At 58.4% G+C, this 19,503-nt stretch carries 16 protein-coding genes; 13 read left to right on the forward strand and 3 right to left on the reverse strand.

The window, feature by feature from the left end; genetic code table 11:
• Positions 1 to 16: 16 nt before the first annotated feature.
• The 9 genes from A9G06_RS18135 to A9G06_RS18175 all read left to right on the forward strand — a co-directional run bounded on the left by A9G06_RS18135 (position 17) and on the right by A9G06_RS18175 (position 15,615).
• Entirely contained in the window at positions 17 to 1,561 is a 1,545-nt protein-coding gene (locus tag A9G06_RS18135) for a hypothetical protein (RefSeq protein WP_253182352.1), read from the forward strand.
• A complete protein-coding gene (locus A9G06_RS18140) occupies positions 1,561 to 5,307 on the forward strand; it encodes a DUF1983 domain-containing protein (RefSeq protein WP_069556133.1) in 3,747 nt (1,248 codons plus the stop codon). The genes A9G06_RS18135 and A9G06_RS18140 overlap by 1 nt, the downstream gene beginning before the upstream one ends.
• Positions 5,304 to 5,663 (forward strand): hypothetical protein, encoded by a 360-nt coding sequence (locus A9G06_RS18145; protein ID WP_069556134.1) that lies wholly within the window; start codon positions 5,304 to 5,306, stop codon positions 5,661 to 5,663. The genes A9G06_RS18140 and A9G06_RS18145 overlap by 4 nt, the downstream gene beginning before the upstream one ends.
• Positions 5,664 to 5,671: 8 nt before the next feature.
• Complete coding sequence (locus tag A9G06_RS18150; protein WP_069556135.1) at positions 5,672 to 6,310, forward strand: hypothetical protein; 639 nt, start codon at positions 5,672 to 5,674, stop codon at positions 6,308 to 6,310.
• 10 nt (positions 6,311 to 6,320) lie between these two features.
• Positions 6,321 to 6,695: a hypothetical protein gene (locus A9G06_RS18155; protein WP_041980040.1), complete on the forward strand. Its 375-nt coding sequence runs from the start codon at positions 6,321 to 6,323 to the stop codon at positions 6,693 to 6,695.
• A complete protein-coding gene (locus A9G06_RS18160) occupies positions 6,695 to 6,934 on the forward strand; it encodes a bacteriocin (protein ID WP_069556136.1) in 240 nt (79 codons plus the stop codon). The genes A9G06_RS18155 and A9G06_RS18160 overlap by 1 nt, the downstream gene beginning before the upstream one ends.
• An 11-nt stretch (positions 6,935 to 6,945) precedes the next feature.
• Complete coding sequence (locus A9G06_RS18165) at positions 6,946 to 8,346, forward strand: hypothetical protein (protein WP_069556137.1); 1,401 nt, start codon at positions 6,946 to 6,948, stop codon at positions 8,344 to 8,346.
• A gap of 134 nt (positions 8,347 to 8,480) precedes the next feature.
• Positions 8,481 to 15,338, forward strand: a complete 6,858-nt coding sequence (locus tag A9G06_RS18170) for an LPD38 domain-containing protein (RefSeq protein ID WP_069556138.1) — start codon at positions 8,481 to 8,483, stop codon at positions 15,336 to 15,338.
• 73 nt (positions 15,339 to 15,411) lie between these two features.
• A complete protein-coding gene (locus A9G06_RS18175) occupies positions 15,412 to 15,615 on the forward strand; it encodes a hypothetical protein (RefSeq protein WP_069556139.1) in 204 nt (67 codons plus the stop codon).
• Positions 15,616 to 15,746: 131 nt separating this feature from the next.
• Here A9G06_RS18175 and A9G06_RS18180 read toward each other — a convergent pair whose 3' ends face one another.
• Positions 15,747 to 16,241, reverse strand: a complete 495-nt coding sequence (locus A9G06_RS18180; protein ID WP_069556140.1) for a hypothetical protein — start codon at positions 16,239 to 16,241, stop codon at positions 15,747 to 15,749.
• A gap of 75 nt (positions 16,242 to 16,316) precedes the next feature.
• On the reverse strand, positions 16,317 to 16,658 hold the full coding sequence (locus tag A9G06_RS18185) for an Arc family DNA-binding protein (RefSeq protein ID WP_083243835.1): 342 nt from the start codon (positions 16,656 to 16,658) through the stop codon (positions 16,317 to 16,319).
• A gap of 154 nt (positions 16,659 to 16,812) precedes the next feature.
• On the opposite strand from A9G06_RS18185, the gene A9G06_RS21685 reads away from it, so the two are divergent.
• The 4 genes from A9G06_RS21685 (at position 16,813) to A9G06_RS22315 (ending at position 18,390) form a co-directional block, all read left to right on the forward strand.
• On the forward strand, positions 16,813 to 16,977 hold the full coding sequence (locus A9G06_RS21685; RefSeq protein WP_083243829.1) for an Arc family DNA-binding protein: 165 nt from the start codon (positions 16,813 to 16,815) through the stop codon (positions 16,975 to 16,977).
• Positions 16,964 to 17,875 (forward strand): Rha family transcriptional regulator, encoded by a 912-nt coding sequence (locus A9G06_RS18190; protein ID WP_216093224.1) that lies wholly within the window; start codon positions 16,964 to 16,966, stop codon positions 17,873 to 17,875. The genes A9G06_RS21685 and A9G06_RS18190 overlap by 14 nt, the downstream gene beginning before the upstream one ends.
• Positions 17,872 to 18,003 carry a hypothetical protein gene (locus A9G06_RS22505; RefSeq protein ID WP_290439010.1) on the forward strand — a complete coding sequence of 44 codons (132 nt, stop codon included), beginning with the start codon at positions 17,872 to 17,874 and terminating at the stop codon, positions 18,001 to 18,003. Before A9G06_RS18190 ends, A9G06_RS22505 begins: the two co-directional genes overlap by 4 nt.
• 237 nt (positions 18,004 to 18,240) lie before the next feature.
• Entirely contained in the window at positions 18,241 to 18,390 is a 150-nt protein-coding gene (locus A9G06_RS22315) for a hypothetical protein (RefSeq protein ID WP_162517237.1), read from the forward strand.
• A 29-nt stretch (positions 18,391 to 18,419) separates the two neighbouring features.
• Here the strand turns inward: A9G06_RS22315 and A9G06_RS18195 are convergent, their stop codons facing one another.
• Positions 18,420 to 18,782: a helix-turn-helix transcriptional regulator gene (locus tag A9G06_RS18195; protein ID WP_069556141.1), complete on the reverse strand. Its 363-nt coding sequence runs from the start codon at positions 18,780 to 18,782 to the stop codon at positions 18,420 to 18,422.
• Positions 18,783 to 19,503: the final 721 nt, after the last annotated feature.

A 19,503-nucleotide genomic window follows, 5' to 3' on the forward strand; every position in this document is an offset into this window, starting at 1 on the left:
CGTGGAGCCTCACCTTTTGTCTGATGAAGTGGCCGTGGTGGCCCGCGATTGTCATTTCGATCACGGCGTTATCTCTCCCATCGAGGAGGATGCGAGCGCCGGGGTGGTGCTGTCCATCACGCCAACAACCCTGTTCCGCTATGGCGAGCACTGGTTTGCATGGAACAAGGTGGTTGAGGCCATGCGTTCACCCATCGCGCAGGATGAGTATCAGCGGGTCTACTATACCGACGGCGAATACCCCAAGGTGACCCATGCCCAGATAGCGACCGGTGGCAGTGCCAAGCCTACTGCCTGGTATCGGCTCGGGGTGCCTGCGCCAGGCGTTCCTGTTGGTGTCAGCGCCATCACGCCGCCAGAGGGCGGCAAGGATGACGACATCACAGACGACGAAACCCGCTACTACGTTGACACCTATGTCACCGCTATGGGCGAGGAGGGGCCGCCCGGGCCAGCCAGCGGCAAGGTGGCAATCCCTATTCCTGAATCAACGGTGACGCTGGCGCTATCTCCCCCGCAGTCGCAGGACAACAACATCACCAAGCGCCGGATCTACCGGTCTGTCTCCGGTGGTGGTTTGGCTGATTACCTGCTGGTAGCAGAGCTGCCCATTGCACAAGCCTCGTTTGTGGACAACCGTGCAGATGGCGAACTCGGCCCTGTGCTGGAGACCTACGATTACGCCCCACCACCTGCTGCCTTGCGCGGCCTGTGTCAGATGGCCAACGGCATGTGTGCCGGGTTTGCTGGCAACTCGCTCTATCTGTGCGAGCCCTATCTGCCCTATGCCTGGCCGGAGAAATACCGGCTTACCACAGAGCATGACATCGTGGCGATCGCCGCCATCGACACCGCGCTGGTGATTGGCACCAAGGGTTATCCCTATCTGGCGCAGGGCGTGAGCTCTTCCTCTGTAACAAACCAGAAGCTCAGCCACTTGCCGCAAGCCTGTATCAGCGCGCGCTCCATGGTGGCGATGGATGGTGTCGTGCTCTATGCGTCCCCTGACGGCCTTGTCGGCATTGGCGCCAGCGGTGGGCAGGTGGTGACCGAGCAGGTGATCACACGCAAGCAGTGGCGAGCCATGAAGCCTGAAACCCTGCGTGCTTGGCATCACGAAGGCAAGTACGTCGGCCTGACCGATACCCACGCCTTTATCTTTGACCCCAAGTCTGGCGACCTGCGTGAGCTGACCAATCGCTGGGATGCGGCGGTTTCAGACATGGAGAGCGATAGCTTGTTTGTGGCCAAGGGGCGGGATCTGCATATCTGGCGCGGTGGCGAGACTGGTAATGGTCAGTTCGTCTGGCGCTCGAAGGTGTTTATGAATGTCAGCGGCACGGCTTATGGCTGTTGCCGGATCCTGTCGTCAGACATCACTCAGATCGGGATCAGGCTGTTCGTGGATAACCAGCAGGTAATGGAGCTTTCACCCGGCAACCTGACGGTGAGCGCGTTCAGGCTGCCCCCGGTGCGTGGCCGTTGGTGGCAAATCGAGGTATTCGGTACCGCCACTGTGCGGCGTATTACCCTGGCTGGCTCAATGGCGGAGTTGATGTAATGGCAAAAGCAGCATACCGGGCTGGGCGAGATCAGGCCGCCACCGCCGAAAACGTCGAGCTGCTGACAGGGCAGCGCGGCAATAAGCTGGACAAGGCTATCACGCTGCGCGAACTGACCGCACTGGGTCTGGCGACTCTGCGCCCAGGTGCTGGCGGCTCGTTCACCCCCGGCAAGAACCCGGACCTATTCCCAACCGGCACCTATGACAAGCCTCATGCGCCTGTCAATGTGCAGGCTAATGGCGCCTTTCATACCGTGGTTATCGACTGGGATGGTCCCAACTACCGCGGCCATGCCTATGCCGAGATATGGCGAGCCGAGACCGATAGCCTGCCGGCTGCCACGCTGGTCGGTACCACCTCGGCCAATGTGTTCTCTGATGCCATCGGCAAAGGGGCCACGTTTTACTACTGGGTTCGTTTCGTCAATGGCAAGGATGACGCTGGCCCATTTAACGCCAACGGCGTGAAGGCCGAGACCAGCCGAGATGTGCAGGACATCCTTGACGAGCTGCAGGGGCAGATTGATGAGAGCCATCTGGCCAAGGAACTGCTGGACCCCATCAAGAAAGTGCCACAACTCTCCATGGATGTGGAGGCAATCAAGCCAAAGCTGGAGGAGGTGGATGTCTCCATCGACTCAATCCAGAACAAGATCCCCAGCCTCGAGGGGGAGTTGGCGTCGCTGAACCAGAAGCAGCAGGAAAGCGAGGCGCTGCTCAAGGACGCACAGGACCAGCTTGGCAATGCCAGTATCGATATCGGGCTGGTGCAGGACCGCCTGAACGACAAGATCGACAAGTACAAGGGCGACTTTGACAGCTTCCGGGATGCGGTGTTCGAGGTTGATCCAGAGAATGGCAACATCACCATGGATGCGGTTAACGCCGTCCGTGAAGAGCTGCGCACCTCCATCACAGAGGTACACCAGTCGCTGGATGCCGTATCAGGGCAGATCACCAGCAAGGCGGATAACGTCACAGTTGATAGCCAAGGGCAGCGGATCACAGAGGCCGAGCAGCGTATCAACGGGCTCGATGCCAGCCTGAGCCAGACGGTGACCAAGGGTGAGTTCACCGAGGAGCAGAAGAAGGTTACCCAGATTGGGCAGGAGCTGAACGCCACCAAGGGGGAGTTGGCCCAGAAGGCTACGCAGCAAGAGGTTGATGAGCAGGGCGAGCGGCTGGCCAACGCTGAAAGCAAGTTGACGGTCCACACCGATGAGCTATCTAGCCAGGCGCAGCGAATCGACGGGCTGCAGGCCACCGTGAACCGGGGTGATGAAGAGCTGGATGCCAGGATCACCGAGCTGGCGCGCGTCACCGCTGACGCCGATGGCGTAACAGCCCAGCGAGTCAGCGGGCTGGAGGTGCGTACTGGTGAGGCCGAGGGCAAGATCAGCGCCCTGGAGGAGATTATCGAGTCTGAGGGCGGCATTACTGCTGGTCGGTTCGATGAAATCCAGGCTGAGATTGAGCTGGCAAAGGACAAGGCTGATGGCGCTGGCGATGCTGGCCAGGCCGCCATTGATGCCGCACTGGCAGGGGATGAGCGAGACAGGGACAACCGCACAGCCTTTGGCGCTATTCGCACCCAGCAGCAGGTGATCGTGAATGAGCAGGCTGCCCAAGCCAAGCGCATCACCGACATGGACGTCAAGTTTGAGGGGAAGGATGCCGACACCCAGGCTCGCATCACCGGCGTGGAGGAGGTATTTGCCGACGCCGATAGTGCGCTGGCCCAGCGCATTGATGATCTGAGCGCTTCGACGAGCGGGTCGTTTGGTGAAACCGCAGCAGCCATCAAGGCACTGGAGAAGGTATCGACCGACGCTGACAGCGCACTGGCACTGCGCCAAGATCAGATGCATGCCGAGCTGACCGATGCAGACAATGCCCTGAGCGCCGGGATTGCCAGTGAATCAGAGGCAAGAGCGACGGCTGATGAGGCCATGTCGCGGCGAGTGGATGAGTTGATCGCCAATGTGGATGGCGAACTTGGCGACCTGAGCGCCCGCGTAGCCCAAGAGGAGCAGGCGCGGGCAGATGGTGACGGCGCACTGGCTCAGCGGATCACCACGCTGGACGCCAGCGTAACGGAGGGTGATGCCACCAACGCGGCCAGTATCTCCAGCCTGGAAAAGGTGGTTGTTGATACCGCTCAGGCGCTGGCACAGCGTCAGGACAACATGGAGTCATCCATCGACCTTGGCGGCAAAACGGATGTCGAGGGCGCGCTGGCAAGCGATGAGCGCGACCGGGAGAACCGCAAGGCGCGCGGCAAGATCATTACTCAGCAGCAAACGCTGGCCAATGCCCATGAGGCGCTGGCAAGAGATGTGACGCAGCTCACTGCAGATTACGAGGCGGATAGCGCCGACCTGCACAGCCAGATCACCGAGGAACGGCTGGCGCGCAGCACGGCTGACGAAGCGCTGGCACAAAAGACATCGGTGCTTGAGGCGCAGATAGAGGGGGTTGGCCAGTCGCTGTCCGCCTCTATTGCCGAGGTGGCCAAGGCAAGCGCTGACGCAGACTCAGCCATGACCGAGAAGTTGAGCCAGCAGCAGTCTGCCATGGAGACCGCTGACGCCACGCTATCCGGACGCATCAATGAGGAGGCGACAACGCGGGCTGATGCCGTAGAGTCGCTGGCAAACCAGATCCAGCAGGTTACGGCAGATTTCAAAAAGGGTGATGACACCCTATCTGGGCAGGTCACCACCGAATCAGAGGCTAGGGCAACAGCTGATAGCGCGCTAGGCAAGCGTATTGATACGGTTGTTGCCAAAGCTGGAGAGTTGGAGTCGGCAGTGCAGACCCAAAGCCAGGCCATCGCCGATCTGGAAAATGGTGCGGAAGCTATGTGGTCAGTCAAGGCTCAGGCTGGAGACATCAAGGCCGGGATCGGCTTGGTGGCCAAGAGTGACGGCACCAGCATGGTTGCGCTGTCGGCAAGCCAGGTTGTCGTATTCAACCCAAACAGCCCAAACGCCACCGCTCCTCTGTTTGCCATCGACAATGGTCAGACGGTGATCGCCGAGGCCATCATTCGCAAGGCAACCATCCAGATCATCCACTCCGAGAAGATTACTGCCGACTATATCAAGGCGGGGGTGAGCATCAGCGCCCCGCTTATCACAGGTGGCCAGTTCGATATGGGCAACGCCTTTATGTCTGGCGGTGCTGCTGGCTTTGGCAAGGGCGGCCCTTATGGCGGCTGGGGATGGGGGTGGCACACCATCATTTACAGCGATGGCAGCCTCTACACCAACCGCCTTTATTCCGAGGGCGGCTATGTTCGCAATATGACTATCGGTAACTGCACGATAGATCAGAACTGCGTGGTGCTTGGCACTATTTATGCCGATCGGATTGTTGGTGATGTCACCAAGATGTTTACCCATAAGGGGGCGTTCACCATCCCAGCATACAATCGGGCCAGAAATCTGGTGCTGGTGCAGGGTGGGATAGTATTTCGTCGTCGCGTATCTGGTAGTGGTTCGGTGTGGCTGAACGTTCACGTATACCTAAATGGAGCCCTTATTGAGACCGCTAGCGCCAACGCAAATCTACCAACAGGTGGAAGTGTTGATATGTCAGTATCAATTCAGCCGTTTATGGTCATTCCGGCCAACACTGATGCAACCATATCGTTTGCTACAAGCACATCAGGCAACGTCAGTGCTGTTGGGCCTGAATACAACGACACCGCTAGAGCCGTCTGGCTAATGGCATTGACATGAGTAAGGCAATCAACCGTATCGCCAGCGACACAGGCAATCCCAAGCTATCCGCCGAACTGCAAGACGCCATCCGTAACCGGGTGGCGTTTTTGTTTGTGCGTGGCGATGACGGCTTCGTGTTGAAGCCGGTCAGCGAGCAGGGCACTACCGGCGTGCTGGTATGGGTCGGCTGGGGTGAAGGTGGGGCGCCAGAGCGTCACCTTCCGGAGGTGAAACGGCTGGCCCGCATGATAGGTGCCCGCTGGTTGCGCTTTCACTCTGCGCGCAAGGGGTGGCTCAGGGTAGCGCCAAAAATGGGGTGGGTGCGTCAGCCAGATGATGCTGACGGGCTCTTTGTATTTCAGATCAACTTGTGAGGTGAGCGATGGGCAAGGGTGGCTCTAACGAAATTCAGGAGACGGAAGCCCAGAAAGCGGCGGCTGGCGTGGCCATGGAGCAGTGGCAGCTCTATAAAAACGACCTGCAGCAGTATGAGGACATCTTCATGGACAAGGTGGATGACCTCAACAACGAGAGCGAGTACGGCAAGTTGGCTGGCACGGCCGCGCTGGGTACCGCTCAATCCTTTGGCGAGGCGCGCGCCGGACTGGCCGATTCTATGGCGGCTGGCGGTGTGGATCCGACCAGCGGAAAGTATCAGGCAGCCATGTCAAATCTGGAGACAGATCAGGCGCTGAGCCAGACCGACACCACCAATCGCGCCCAGTCCAGCCAGCAAGATAAGTATGTGGCGGGCCTCAAGGATGTGGTGAGCATTGGCGCCGGGCAGAAGGCTGAATCGCTGGCGGCCATGGGTGATGTGGCAAATACCAGCCTGCGCAAGGCCACCAGTGACGCCCAGAGTTCATTTCAGAGCCAGCAGGCGACCGCTGGCCTGGTTGGCACGCTGGCGGGGGCTGGCACGGCGTATGGGCTCAAGGAGCTTAAGACGCCAGCAACAACCACAGCCGTGAGCAAGAAGATCAGCCCGACAGCCAGTGTGCTGCAAGGCAAGGGTTACTAAGGGGTAAACGATGGGATACGCCGCAGATACATTTGCACAGATCACCCGCGAGAGCTACCAGGACTGGAAAGACCGCTTCTACCCGAAGCAGAAGGAGCTGATGGAACTTGCCACCAACGGCAAGCTCTTGCAGGAGCAGCTCGGCCGGGTTGATGAGAACAACGCCAACGCCCTGCGTTCTGCCCAGCAGGCCACGGCAAACCGCAATGCCCGCATGGGGGTGAGCAGCAACGCCAACGACAACAGCCAGGGGTTGCGGGCTGCCCTGATGACGGCAGGTACCGAAAACGGCCTGCGCGAGCAGGAGCAGGCGCGCCAGATGGGGATCTTGACCGGCGCTGATGCCGGACTGCGTGAGGCAATCAAAACCGGTGGAGGTATGTAATGGGATACGGACTGCTTGATATTGGCGCCCAGACGCGCCAGCAGGGCATGGCAGGGTTGCGCGATGCGGCAAATCGAGAGCAGGAGGTTGAGTCTGCCAACAAGAGCCTCAAGGCGGCGCGCAAGCAGCAGACCATGAGCTCGATCGGTGCTGGAGCCGGGATCGGCATGATGGTTGGCGGCCCTGTCGGGGCGCTGGTTGGTGGCGGCATTGGCTTTCTGGCGGATAGCCTGTTTTAAAGGGGATTGAGATGAGCGTATCAGGATTGGCAGAAGGCTTTCTGGCTGGCTTCAACACCATGGATCGTTACCAGCGCGGCCAGAAAGAGGACGAGCGGGCAGAAAAGGCCATTGGTCTGCGCGACGCCATGTGGCAGAACGAGCAGGAGCGGCAAAAGGTGGCCGATGATCGCTACCAGAGCGAGCTTGATTACAGTCGTGGCCGTGACAAGGTTGCCGATGATCGGGCTGATCGCCAGTTCGCGCTCACCGAGCGCCAGGTGAAGTCTGCCGAGGCGCGAGCCAATGCAGCGGAGCGCCGCGCCACGGCTCAGGAGTCGCGCCAGAAACAGGAATATGAGTGGCAGGTAAAGGAGCGGGATAAGCAGGCTTACCAACAGGAGAATCTGCCCATCATCCAGTCTGGCTGGCAAGCTGTGGCGGAAGGAAAAGACCCGGGTCAGCAGTTCTGGAGCGTGGTGCGGGATCCGCGCGCTGGCACCTTCAACCCGGAGCGCTACCTGCAGCAGGATTATGCCGAGGCTGGCAAGACCTTTGTCACCCATGCAGGCAACCTGATGCGCCAAGCTCAGGAAGGCAAGCTCGACCCGACCACGCCGGAAGGGCATGCAGCCGTGAATAACCCGCAGTTTATCAAGGCTGCCGGCACCCTCTATCAGGACGAGATCGGCAAGGGGGTTGGCGATATCGACCCGGATAGTGGCAAGACCATCACCGGCAAGCAGCTGAACAACATCATGATCACCCCTGACGGGCGAGGCGTGGTGCTTGGAGTGGAGGTGACCTACGATGACGGCAGCAAGGCAGTTCGCCCGGTCACCAATAACCGGACCTCTGCGCCGGATGACACCCCCAAGGTGATCCCCATCAATGACTTCCTGAAACCGGCCTATCAGCGGGCGGCACTGGCCAAGCACATGATCGGTAACGCCGACCAGCTGCGCACCTCCCTTGGCCTGACAGCAGGCCCGGATCAGGCGGGCTACAAGAAGGCGGTCACCGAGCTGGAGAAGCAGCACGGCCAGAACAGGGCGCGCATCTCTGCCAGCAATGCAGAGGATAAGGACCTGCAACAGGAGGCGCTGGACGCCCAGTTTGAGCAGAGCAAGGCCGCCATGGCTGATACCTACGGTATGACCACCAAAACGGATGAGCCAAAGCAGGAGGCGCCACTCAAGGCGTGGACCGGGGGCGATCCCGAGCGCCTGCAGTTTATCAAGGAGGCCAACCAGCACGGCAAGCTGAGCAGCCTGATGGATAACCCGGCACGGATGAACACGGCGTTCGAGCTGTGGCGCCAACAGGCGGCCAAGCAGAAGAAAGAGGAGCAAGCTACCGTGACAGCCAGCAGGCTGCGTGATGCGGAGGCTGGCGCCTATCAGGCCATCAGTCTGGCGCAAGCGCGCCGCTAGTTGCCTTTCCAACCCCCCAGCGTTAGCATCTCTCCATAGTCGGCCAGTCTGCTTATTGGCCAGCACTCCCCATATCAAGCCCTGATCGGTTCGCCGGTCGGGGCTTTTCTTTTGCACAAAAAGCCGAGGACACCATGGACAAGCCTGGACTGCGCGACGCCTTGCCACAACCGAAACTATCCGACACCCGCACAGACCCGTTCTGGAGCAATCTCGATAGCAGCCTGTCTGCGGCTGCCGCCCCGTCTGCCGCCCAAACACCACAGCGCGACCTCAATGTAGGCCTGGGTGATGTGGCGCGCGGCGTGGGCGCTGGCGCACTGGAACTGGTTGGCGGGATTGGTGAGCTGGCCAGGCAGGCAAGCCAGTTTGGCAAGGAGAATGCTGGCAAGCAGGGTGGCGATTACCTGGAGCAGGCTCGCGCCAATATGGCCAGCAAGCTGAGCCCGGTGCTTGATGTGGTGGCTGGCGCTGGCGATCTGGCAAAGTCAGGCGCCGAGTCGCTGACCGATGGGATGAGCGGCGATGCCAAAGAGGCGATTGGCCGCAGCCTGATTGATGAGACGCCAGAGGGGCGCCTCACTATGGGGGATGGCGCTGGGGATCTCGATGTATGGGCCATGAAGATGGCGCAGGGCGTGGGCTCCATGGTGCCGACCCTGCTGGCTGGCGGTGTGACGGGTGCTGCCGCCAAGGCCAGTATCGGGCGCGCCGTCACCACCTCCATGCTCAAGCGGGGGGTCACTCAGGAGGTGGCCGAGGCTGTCGCCGCCAAGACGGTGGCCAAGCTGGCGACCGGCGCAGCTGTCACCACTGGCGCGACCGGTTCGGTGGGTAGCGCGGGGGTGAATACTCGCGAGTCAGTGCTGGGCATGAGCTTTGATGAGCTGTCCCAGAGCGATACCTTCCGCCAGGCATTCACCCGCATCGACCAGGATCAGCAGACGCAACACCTCTCTGATGAGGAAAAGCTGTCGCTGGCCCGGGAGGAGACCGCCAATGTTGCCAGCCGAGCAACCATGAGCGACGCCAAGGTGTGGGGCGCTGCCGCCATGGGCTCTGTGATGGGCGATGCCATGCTGTTCAAGATGCTGGCAGGCAAGGCGGCGACCGGCGGCGTGCTCAAGGGGGCAGCCAAGGGGGCTGTAGGTGAGGGGATCGGAGAAACTATCGAGGAGGGGGTGCAGCAATACACCATCAACGAATCCCTCAACGAGGTGGCCGCTGCCGATATCGATCCGATGAAAGGAGTGGTGTCCAGCGCGCTGGAAGGCGGCATGATCGGCATGGGCACCGGTGGCGCCCTGGGTGGCGTGGGCGGGCTGCGCGGCCGCAAGTCACAGCCAGAAAGCGAAGGTGGCGCACAGGTAGATCCCGCCACTGCGGAGGATGTAGCGCCTGTTGAGTCGGGTGATCCGGTGCAGGTGAACCCTGCTGCATCGCCGGCAGATCAAGACTTGGCGCCTGCTGCTGATGCCATGGCCGATCAAGTGGTTGCGCCATCTGGCGAGCAATCCCCGCTCGGCCCAAGCGCCAGCCAGTTTGACGAGCTGCGTGATGTGCCGGCCTACCTGCGCCGTGACGATACCGCAGAGCGGTTCAAGGGCATGGCTGCCGATAGCGAGGTGCAGCGCGCCCTGGCTGGTGAGTTTGGCCAGTCAGTGCAGGAGCTGGTTGCCTCCCAGATGCAGGCTGGCGATCAGGGCAAGAGCTTTTATGAGCGAGCTCAGGCTGGCGAGCTCGGGCTTGACCCGTTCGCAGGAAACAAGAGCGCCCAGCAGGTAGCCATGGAGAACCAGCGCCCAGCCCTGCCGCTCAAGGATGTGATCTTTGCCGGTGACGCCAATGCCGCCCGGGGGATGACCAAGGAGGGCCACTTTGACGACAAGCAGGCTGGCACCGGCCCCCAGTTCCGCGGCGCAGAGCGTACTCGCTGGCAGAGTGGGCAGGAGGGGGATGTGTTGCCGCCAGAGGCATCGCCAACCAAGCCCGCTGGCGAGCTGCCGGGCGCAGTGATTGAGGGTGAGGCTCGCGAGGTCGGTACCGAGCTGCCGCACCGCGATGTGGTCTATGGCGCAGATCAGCGACAGCCTGACGCCAAGCCGATGCGCGGCAGCGCCACCGAATCGGCAGTTGGCCAGCTCCAGACACTCCGCATCACCCGCAAAGGCAAGCCGTTCGCAACCGAGAAAGAGGCTGCCATGGCTAGCCGCAAGGGCAAGGAGATGCCGGTGCCGCTCAATGGTGGCGGCTTTGGAGTGGCCGAGATCGCCGAGGTTGAGCAGGTCAAGGCGGCTGCAACCACGCAGCCCAGCGCCACGCAGCTCGACGACATCAGTGTCACTGACCCGAATCAACCATCTGATCAGCCAGCTGCAAGCGTAAGCGCTGAAACAGTTCCGGCGCCGTCTGCCGCCGCGGGCGAGGCCAGCCAATTAGCACCTGCTATCGATACTGGATACCGCGAGGTGATCCCCGTCAACCAACCCCAGACAGAGGTGAGCAATGAGCCAGTTACCCCAGTACCTGCAATTAGCAGTGAAGGACAAGGCGATCAGCCTGGCGCAGGCGAACCGGCTGCTGCAGGCGCTGGACCAGCCATTACCGGACTCACCGACCGAGCTGGATCCGGAGATCCGGCAGACTACGCTGCTGCTCCACCTGTACCTGATGGACAGCAGCAACATGACCCAACACTGACAGCCCCGGCCCCTGATGCCGGGGCTGCTGTTTCTGAGGTCGTGCGACCCGAGCCAGTGGCGCCGAAGCCTGCAGCCGCACCTACGCCATGGACAGAAGCCATTGATAATCAGGATGGCACCATCACCCTGAAAGGCGATGTGCCGCTCATCAAGCAGTGGGCCAAGGAGAGCGGCGTAAAGGCAATACCTGGCAAGGGTGGCCTGTTGGTGGCCAAGTCATCGGCGGCCAAGGTGCGGGAGTACGCCGCGCCAGCCGCCAGTGAGCCGGTTCAGCAGATCGAGGCAGCCCGCGCCGAGGTGGCACCTGAACCAACCGACGCTCAGAAGGAGGCCGGCAATTACAAGAAGGGTCACCTCAAGCTACAGGGGCTGGATATCGCGCTCGAGAACCCCAAGGGATCTACCCGTTCTGGTACCGACAAGGATGGCAAGGCGTGGCAGTCCACCATGGCCCACGATTACGGCTATATCAAGCGCACTCTGGGGGCGGACGGGGATCATGTTGATGTGTTCATCGGCGATCGGCCAGATAGCGAAACCGTCTACGTGGTGGATCAGGTAGACCCCAAGACCGGCAAGTTTGACGAGCACAAGGTGATGATGGGCTTTGCCGATGAGCAGGCCGCCCAGGCTGGCTACCTTGACAACTATGAAAAGGGGTGGAAGGGGCTTGGCTCTATCAAGGCGATGCCGGTGGAGGAGTTCAAGCGCTGGGTGAAGGATGGCGATACCACCAAGCCGGTTGGCGAGCAGCCAGCCTCCGCGGACATTGGCTCCCTGACGGATGATGAGGCGTTGGCGGTGGCTGACGAGCTTGGCATCAGCCACGACGACAATCCGGACGATGCGCGATGGGGGCTTGAAGGAGCCAAGAAAGATGCGCTCAGCACAGCCATCGAGCGAGTTCGCAACCCATCCAGTGCCACCCCAATCAAGCCGGTCTCGGGTAACAGTAATATCGTATCGGCGCCACCGATGAAGGACGAAGGGATCGGCGCAAAGCGAGCCGTTTCATTCTCCAAGCAAGCCATGGCGCAGGGCGAGAAACCAGCCAAGCACCTGACCCGCAAAGAGGCGGAGCTGGTCACTAAGGAGTGGTTCAAGCAGTACCGGGGTGCCAGTGGCATTGATGTGCAGATCCACACCACCCAGGCCGAGCTGGAGCAGGCGCTGGGGCTGGCGGCCAAGGATGGTCTGATCCGCCGCGCCGCGTTCGATGATGACAACGGCACCCTGCATGTGGCCGCCGACACCATCGCGAACCCCAAGCGGATGCGCGAGATCCTGCGCCATGAGGTGCTGGCCCACTATGGCCTAGCCAACGTGCTGGGCGATGGTGAGTACACCAAGCTGATCAGCCGCATCATCAAATCGAAGAGCGCCCCCAGCATGAAGGCAGTGTGGGATTGGGTTGATACCCATTACGCTGGCGAGGATGTCGGTGTGCAGGCAGAGGAGGTGATCGCCCACCTGGCCGAGCTGGAGCAGAGCGCCTGGCGCCGCGGCTGGGATCAAGTGGTGGCATGGGTTACCAAGGCACTGCGCACTGTCGGCTTTGTGCCTGGTGGCATTACCGCTGCCGAAACCCGGGTGCTGATTGAGGGGCTGGGCAAGAAGATGAAGCGCGGCGGCCCTGACAATGGCGGACCGGATGGTGGCCATAAGTTCAGTCAGGAGTCTGAACAGCCAGCGAAGAAGGGCGGGATCAAGATGAGCCAAGCCAATACGGCCGCCGACAAGGCCATGGAAAAGCTCAATCTCGGCCCAAAACCTGACATCATCGACAAGACCAAGGCCAATCTGGACAAGCTGCGCAAGGTTGATCGCGGCGTGGTTGAGTCATGGGTAGACCGCTTTATCAAGAAAGCCAACACCGAAGTGCTCGATGCGCTGGCCCCCATCAAGTACGCCGAGGATGCGGCAGGCATTACCGATGCGGCCGACTCCGGCTATGTTGCGGCGCGGATGGCCACCGGGGCCGCCTCCACCATGCAGGCGACCATGCTCTATGGTCTGCCGGAGTGGAAGGATGGGGTGATCCAGCGCAAGGCGGGTACCGGCGAGAAAGACGCGCTGCTCGGAATCTTCTCAGATCTGGGGGCTGATCTGCACAACTGGCTTGGCTGGATGGCCGGTCACCGGGCCGAGCTGCTGATGGCGCAGGGCAGGGAGAACCTGCTCGATGCCAATGACATTGCGGCGCTCAAGGGGCAAGGCAAGGGTAAGGAGGCCAAGTTCCTTGATGCCAAGGCCCGCTGGAACCGGCTTAACGCCGCCACTCTGGATCTGGCGCAGGAGGCTGGCCTATTCACCGCTGAGGCGCGTGCCGAGTTTGAAAACGAGTGGTACATCCCGTTCTTCCGTGAATCCGATGACGGTGACGTGATCGCCCCCTTCAAGCCGAAGGGAATTGCCAACCAGAACGCCGGGATCAAAAAGCTCAAGGGAGGGGAGGCCAACACCAACGACCTGCTCGAGAACATTTTCACCAGCACCAGTAAGCTGATCGACGCCTCCATGAAGAACATGGCGGCGCAAAAGACCGTCTGGAATCTGGCGGATACCGGGCTCATCGAGGTGATACCCAAGCCTAACAAGATGGACTATCAGGCGCTTGCCAATGGCAAGGACAGGATAATGCTCAAGCTTGAGGGTGAGGAGTACATGTTGCGGGTGGAGGACCCTGATCTGTATCGGGCCATGACCTTCTTCGACCGCAAACCCTTTGGCAAGATGACCATGATGGCATCAAGCGCCAAGCGTATCCTGACGGCAGGGGTGACCGCATCCCCTGAGTTTATGCTGCGCAACTTCCTGCGCGACTCGCTCTCCAGCTGGGCGATCAGCAAAGACGGCTTCAAGCCGGTGATCGATTCCATCAAGGGGGTGAAAAAGACCCTGGCGATGGACGGCAGCACCATTGATGTGATGTTCAGCGGCGCCAGCTTCCTGGGTGGCTATGTCAACGGCAACGACCCCGGCGCCATGGCCGATACAGTGCGCAAGTCACTGCGCCGCAAGGGGATGACGCCGGAGCAGATTGCCCGCTACGAAAAGACCATCATCCGCAATGCGGCACACGCGAAAGGTGTGGTGGCTGACGCATGGGAGAAGTACAGCCGCTATGGCGAGGCGCTTGAGAACGCCAACCGTGAGGCGGTCTATGCCGCTGCCATCAAGGCGGGCAAGAGCCACGCACAGGCGGCGTTCGAGTCAAAAGACCTGATGGACTTCTCCATGCTCGGGGCGGCCAGAGCCATTCAGGGGGCGTCCCTGGTGCTGCCGTTCTTCAATGCTCGCCTGCAGGGTCTGGGCAAACTGACCAGGGAGCTGCGCGACAACCCACGCGAAATCGCCAAGCGGGCTGGCATGATCACCGCCATGTCGCTCGGCCTGCTGGCCGCCAACTGGGACGATGAGCGATACGAAGAGCTGCCGGATTGGGACAAGGACGCCAACTGGCACTTCTTTGTCGGCGATCAGCACTTCCGGATCCCCAAGCCGTTCGAGATTGGCGTGATGTTCGGCACCATCCCGGAGCGCATGGTGCGCGCCATGGGCGACAAGGACACCGGTGCCCAGTTCGGCAAGGCAGTGGCCCGGGCGATCGGCGATACCTTTGCCCTTAACCCCACCCCACAGATCATCAAGCCACTGGTAGAGGCCGCCTTCAACTATGACACCTTCCGCGGCGGCCCCATCGACAGCCCGCAGGATCTGGCCGTCAAGGCGGAGGCCCGCTACAACGAGCAGACCAGTTTGCTGATGCGCGAGCTTGGCGAGCTGTCTGGCTTCTCACCCAAGCAGTTGGAGCATTTGGTGATTGGCTATACCGGCACCATCGGCGGCTATGTGATGGCAACGGCTGACGGCCTGATCAGGGCGTCGCGCCCGGGCGAGTCGGCCAGCTGGCGCGCTGACGAGATCCCTCTGGTGAAAGCCGTGTACCGTGGCACCGGCCCGGCCAAGTCCACCCAGCACATGGAGGAGTTCTACCGGATGCTGAGTGAGGTGAATCAACTCAAGCGCACCGTTGACCAGTACCGCAGTGAAGGGCTGGATGATAAGGCGAATGAATTGCTCGAGGAGCAGGGCGGGATCTTGAAGTCACGCCGCAGCCTGAGCCGCACTCAGCAGCAGGTGCGAGTGGTGCGCAACAAGATTGAGCTGATCCAGCGTGACCGCACCATGAACGCGGAGGAGAAGCGCAAGCGCATTGATGAGCTACTGGCCCGCCGCAACGACCTGGTGTATCAGGCGGTAAACAAGAACAGAGCGAACTGGGAGTAAGGGAGAATAGCGGCCCTGGCTGAGCCCATGCGAAGGGGGTAAGCTAGGGCCTTAATGTGTGAGGACCCTGACCATGTGGATACTGTTTGCGTTGATAATGATGGTGGTGGCGCTCAAGGCGTTCAGTTTCAGCTTTACGCTGGCCCTGATCCCCTTTGCTGCCGGGTGTTGGTGTTTTAGCAAATCCAGCCGGAGCGATCTGGATGACTTTATGGCATTCAGCTTCTTCTTTGTCCTGGTTGGATTTGCTATTGCGGCGCTTGATCAGCTGTTTTGATTGAGTCATTTCTTTGCTGGTGAGCTACTGATTTAGCGTAATATAAATCAGATTCAATGCAGATTTATTTAATTGCGATGTCATTAACAACTTCATTGATGTGGTGATATCACGTTTAGTTACGCGCTTACTCAAATCCTAGCCTTAGAGTAAACCCCCTCTACAGCACATTTACTTCCGTTTCTGAATATTAGTTGTCCATAACCTGATGATGATATCACCAAGTGCGAATCTTCAACCATTGCCAAAGAAAGACAGTTTGAAGTATGTATGTAAGCATTACTGCCAAACACCTCAAACCAATCATCATCATCCACGCTAACCTTAACGGAGTACTTCCCTGGCTTATACTCGTCCTTGCTAAAAACAGCTTTCACATCACAACGGTCATCACTATCCAAGAATATTAGCTCACCACCATATCCATCTGTTTTGAAAATAGCTTGCTCAGAGTAGGCGTATGCGTAGCAATATCTTGTTTGAACCAATATATCGTTGCCGCTTACCTTATATATGTTTTTGCTTTTCCTTGTCAGCGTAAGCTCATAGCTCTCAGCGAAAACATTATGAGACAGAACAAGATGGGCAATCATAATTGCCGCGGAAAATATTTTTTTAGCTAACATCAAAGCTCCAAAAGAATTATACGCAAAGCTTAATGTTGCGCTATTTATCATTAGGTGTCAGTGAACAAGATCACATCATCTTTTGTTGTCTAGCATTTCTTTGGCGAGCTTTTCCATCATTTCCCGAACCTCTTGTATCTGCTTGGCTATGGCGGTCACATTGTAACGCGGGTCGTCCTTATCTATGCCTGGGTCTGTTATCTCTACAGATGCGATCATCCGTGACGATCCCGGCCCGCCATTGAGCTCTCCGGCGAAGCTGGCATCAATTGACTGCTGAAGTCGATGCACTATCTCAGCGTTCATGGATCTACCACTCGCTTTGGCTAGCTCAGAGATAGTATCCCTCATGCCGTCAGGTAGTCTTAACATGAACTTATCTGAGGCCCTGCCTGTTGGTGCTGTGCTCTTTTTCATTATTACTTTCATTTGCTTATACAAGTCATATAAGCATACAGGCACCGTGACATACATCAATGGAGTCACCGTGACACAAAAAAGGTTTGACGCAATGCGATACATGGAACACAATCCATGAAGTCACCGTGACATAAACCCAAAGGAGATGTAAATGGAAGCTGGTAAAATCAAAAACACATCACTGCGCTTACCGAATGAGATCCGCAAATGGTTGGGGCATCGCGCCGTAGAGAATGGCCGCAGCATCAACAGCGAGATCATGATGATTTTCAAGGAGATGATGAAGAAAGAGGAGCTGGAGAATGCTAGCAAGTAGCGGAAATGATTCGACCCAAGCTGTTGGCGCAGCTCGGGCCGAGGATGTAAACCAAAACCACTACGTTAAGGACTACGGTATGACTATACAACAACAGTATCAGCAAACCAAAGTTTTGACAGGGCCGCTGAATGGCGGCGATGTCACCATGAACAGCCAAGAGATCGCAGATCTGGTTGGCAGCCGCCACGACAATGTAAAAGTGGCCATTGAAAGGCTCGCCAAAAAGGGCGTAATCCAGCTTCCTGCAATGCAGGATTGTGGAAGAATCAATGGGTTAGGCATCAATCAGTCTTTTTCCGTCTACGTGTTCACTGGCAAGCAGGGCAAGCGTGATTCGCTGATCGTAGTTGCTCAGCTGTGCCCAGAGTTCACCGCCCGCATTGTGGATCGCTGGCAGGAGCTGGAGGAGGCGGTATCAACACCGGCTGCAAATCTGCCCGATTTCAGCAACCCAGCTGCCGCAGCTCGCGCTTGGGCTGAGCAGTACGAGCTTGGGCAGGTTCTGGCCATCGAAAACAAACAGCAGCAGGAGCAGATCCACTCACTGGAAAGTTTGTTCCGCCAGGGGATGACCATTCCGCAGTTCTGCAAGATGCTCAACGGCGTCAACTCCCAGCAGGTGTGCATTTTCTTTGAGGCTCGCGGCTGGTTGTATAACGAAAGCCGCTCCGGCAAGCGCTGGCGTGCTGCGTCTTATGCCCGCGACAGATATCTCACAGAGGAGCAGAAGGAGATCCGCAGTCATGGGTTTGAGTCCTTCATAAATTTCACTCCGGTTTTGCTGCAGAAGGGCGCGGTACGCATCTACCAGCTCTACCTGAAAGGAGAGCTCCCCATGAAGAAGGACTGGGATGGCCTATTCACTCAGGACAAAGTGATCAAGGGGGCAGCATGAGCGCAGCCCAACTGATGGTAGAGCTGTCCGCCTTACTGGACGAGCTGGAAGGTCTCGATATGACGCGAGTCGAGCGAGCCAAGATAACGGCGCGGATAGAGCGCATGATGCCTGAACAGGCAGAGTAATAACAGTGGGGCTTCGGCCCCATTTTTATTGCCTATTGAAAACTACAAGATCCGGGTTGGGATGTGGCAAACCACAGCACCACACTGATAAGATGGTCTCGTTGTTGGTTTCATTAGCGAACTGGAGGTATGGATGGTCAGTATACGTCGTTCTCATTAATCAGGTGTTCGCCTGAGAGGTGAGCAAGGCGTGCCTGGGGATGTCACCCCATGCAACTTTGCTATCAGGAGTTCGCAATGAACCCCATTTTCCTCGTGACTGAACTTGAAGAAATCATTGAATCGCTTGATCTTACCCGCCTCACTCGTGCCGAGATCGCCAACATCCTTGAGCAGTTGAAGGATTGTTGCGGCCGGGATGAATCACGCCAAGGCTCCGATGAGTAAGACAGCACAGGGGGGCGAGCCATCGCCCCTTACCCCACCCGAACCCCAAGTATCTCGGCATAGCAATTCAGCATCGACGCCAGGTGTGGCTTCGGCAGTCGTGCTGCGCGGTTGATTAGCCCCATATGCTCATCATCTGAAACGCTCCAGTCAGGATCCGCAAGGATGGCCTGGACGGATAGGCCCATTGCTGACGAGAGCATGACCGCCTCTGCCAATCCCATGAAGTCGTCGTGATGTGGCGATAGCCATCGAGAAATGCTGGAGCGGGGGATATCGGTCAGTTGGCTGATCTTGGACTGGCTGAGTTTTCTCTCGGCCATCAGCTTGCGCACCTTCTTCTTTGTGCGATGGACATACTCGATGCTAGAGCTGGTCAGATACCGCTTCATAGGCATTCCTTATCTGTGGTTACAAACCGTGCTCTAGATCATGTTTTTATCATTGTCCCATATTTGGGATCCATATAGTGCAATTGCTCAGTAATGGCACATCGTGGTCGTGTAGATTGTAGTCAAAAAAATAGATGGCTGAGTACACGGAGAGTCGCCGCAAAAATCAACATTTACATAAGTGGCGGTTTTATGACGAGTCATAGAGTATGGGATCTATCAACGGCTAGGAAAAAGGTAAAGGAGGCTCAAGAAGATACTGCTCCACTAAGTCTTCAAAAGGTGGTACATTCGCTTGGTTACTGTATGGGCATACAGTGTTTCACAGTCGAGAGACTGAGAGGGGAAGAGCGAGGACCTGGAAGGATGGATTCACTAACTGAGCTAGAACATGTTATTGAGACGTTGGATCTGACAAAGGTGGAGGAAGAGAAAATCGCGCGCATTCTTGAACGACTTCGCGATGAGCTAAAAGCTGCTTCATAGCTGTTGCAGCTGGTTCGGATTGGCCCGCCATTGAGCGGGCTTTTCTATGCGCGTTTTTTGATGGCGGTAGGTGTTGGGGAGGGGAAAAGAAAAAAGCCTGCATTTCTGCAGGCTTTCTTGCTCTTGGATCACCAGTGGATCATTTTAGTTCCCGCTTTGGGCCAGTCACTGTCGCCGCGATTTGGCTAAGTGGCTGTTTTAACTCGTTTTGTCCTGTCTGTGTCCTAGTTAAATT

This window comes from Aeromonas sp. DNP9 (assembly GCF_001728955.1).
In the GTDB taxonomy this organism is placed as follows: Bacteria; Pseudomonadota; Gammaproteobacteria; order Enterobacterales; family Aeromonadaceae; genus Aeromonas; species Aeromonas veronii.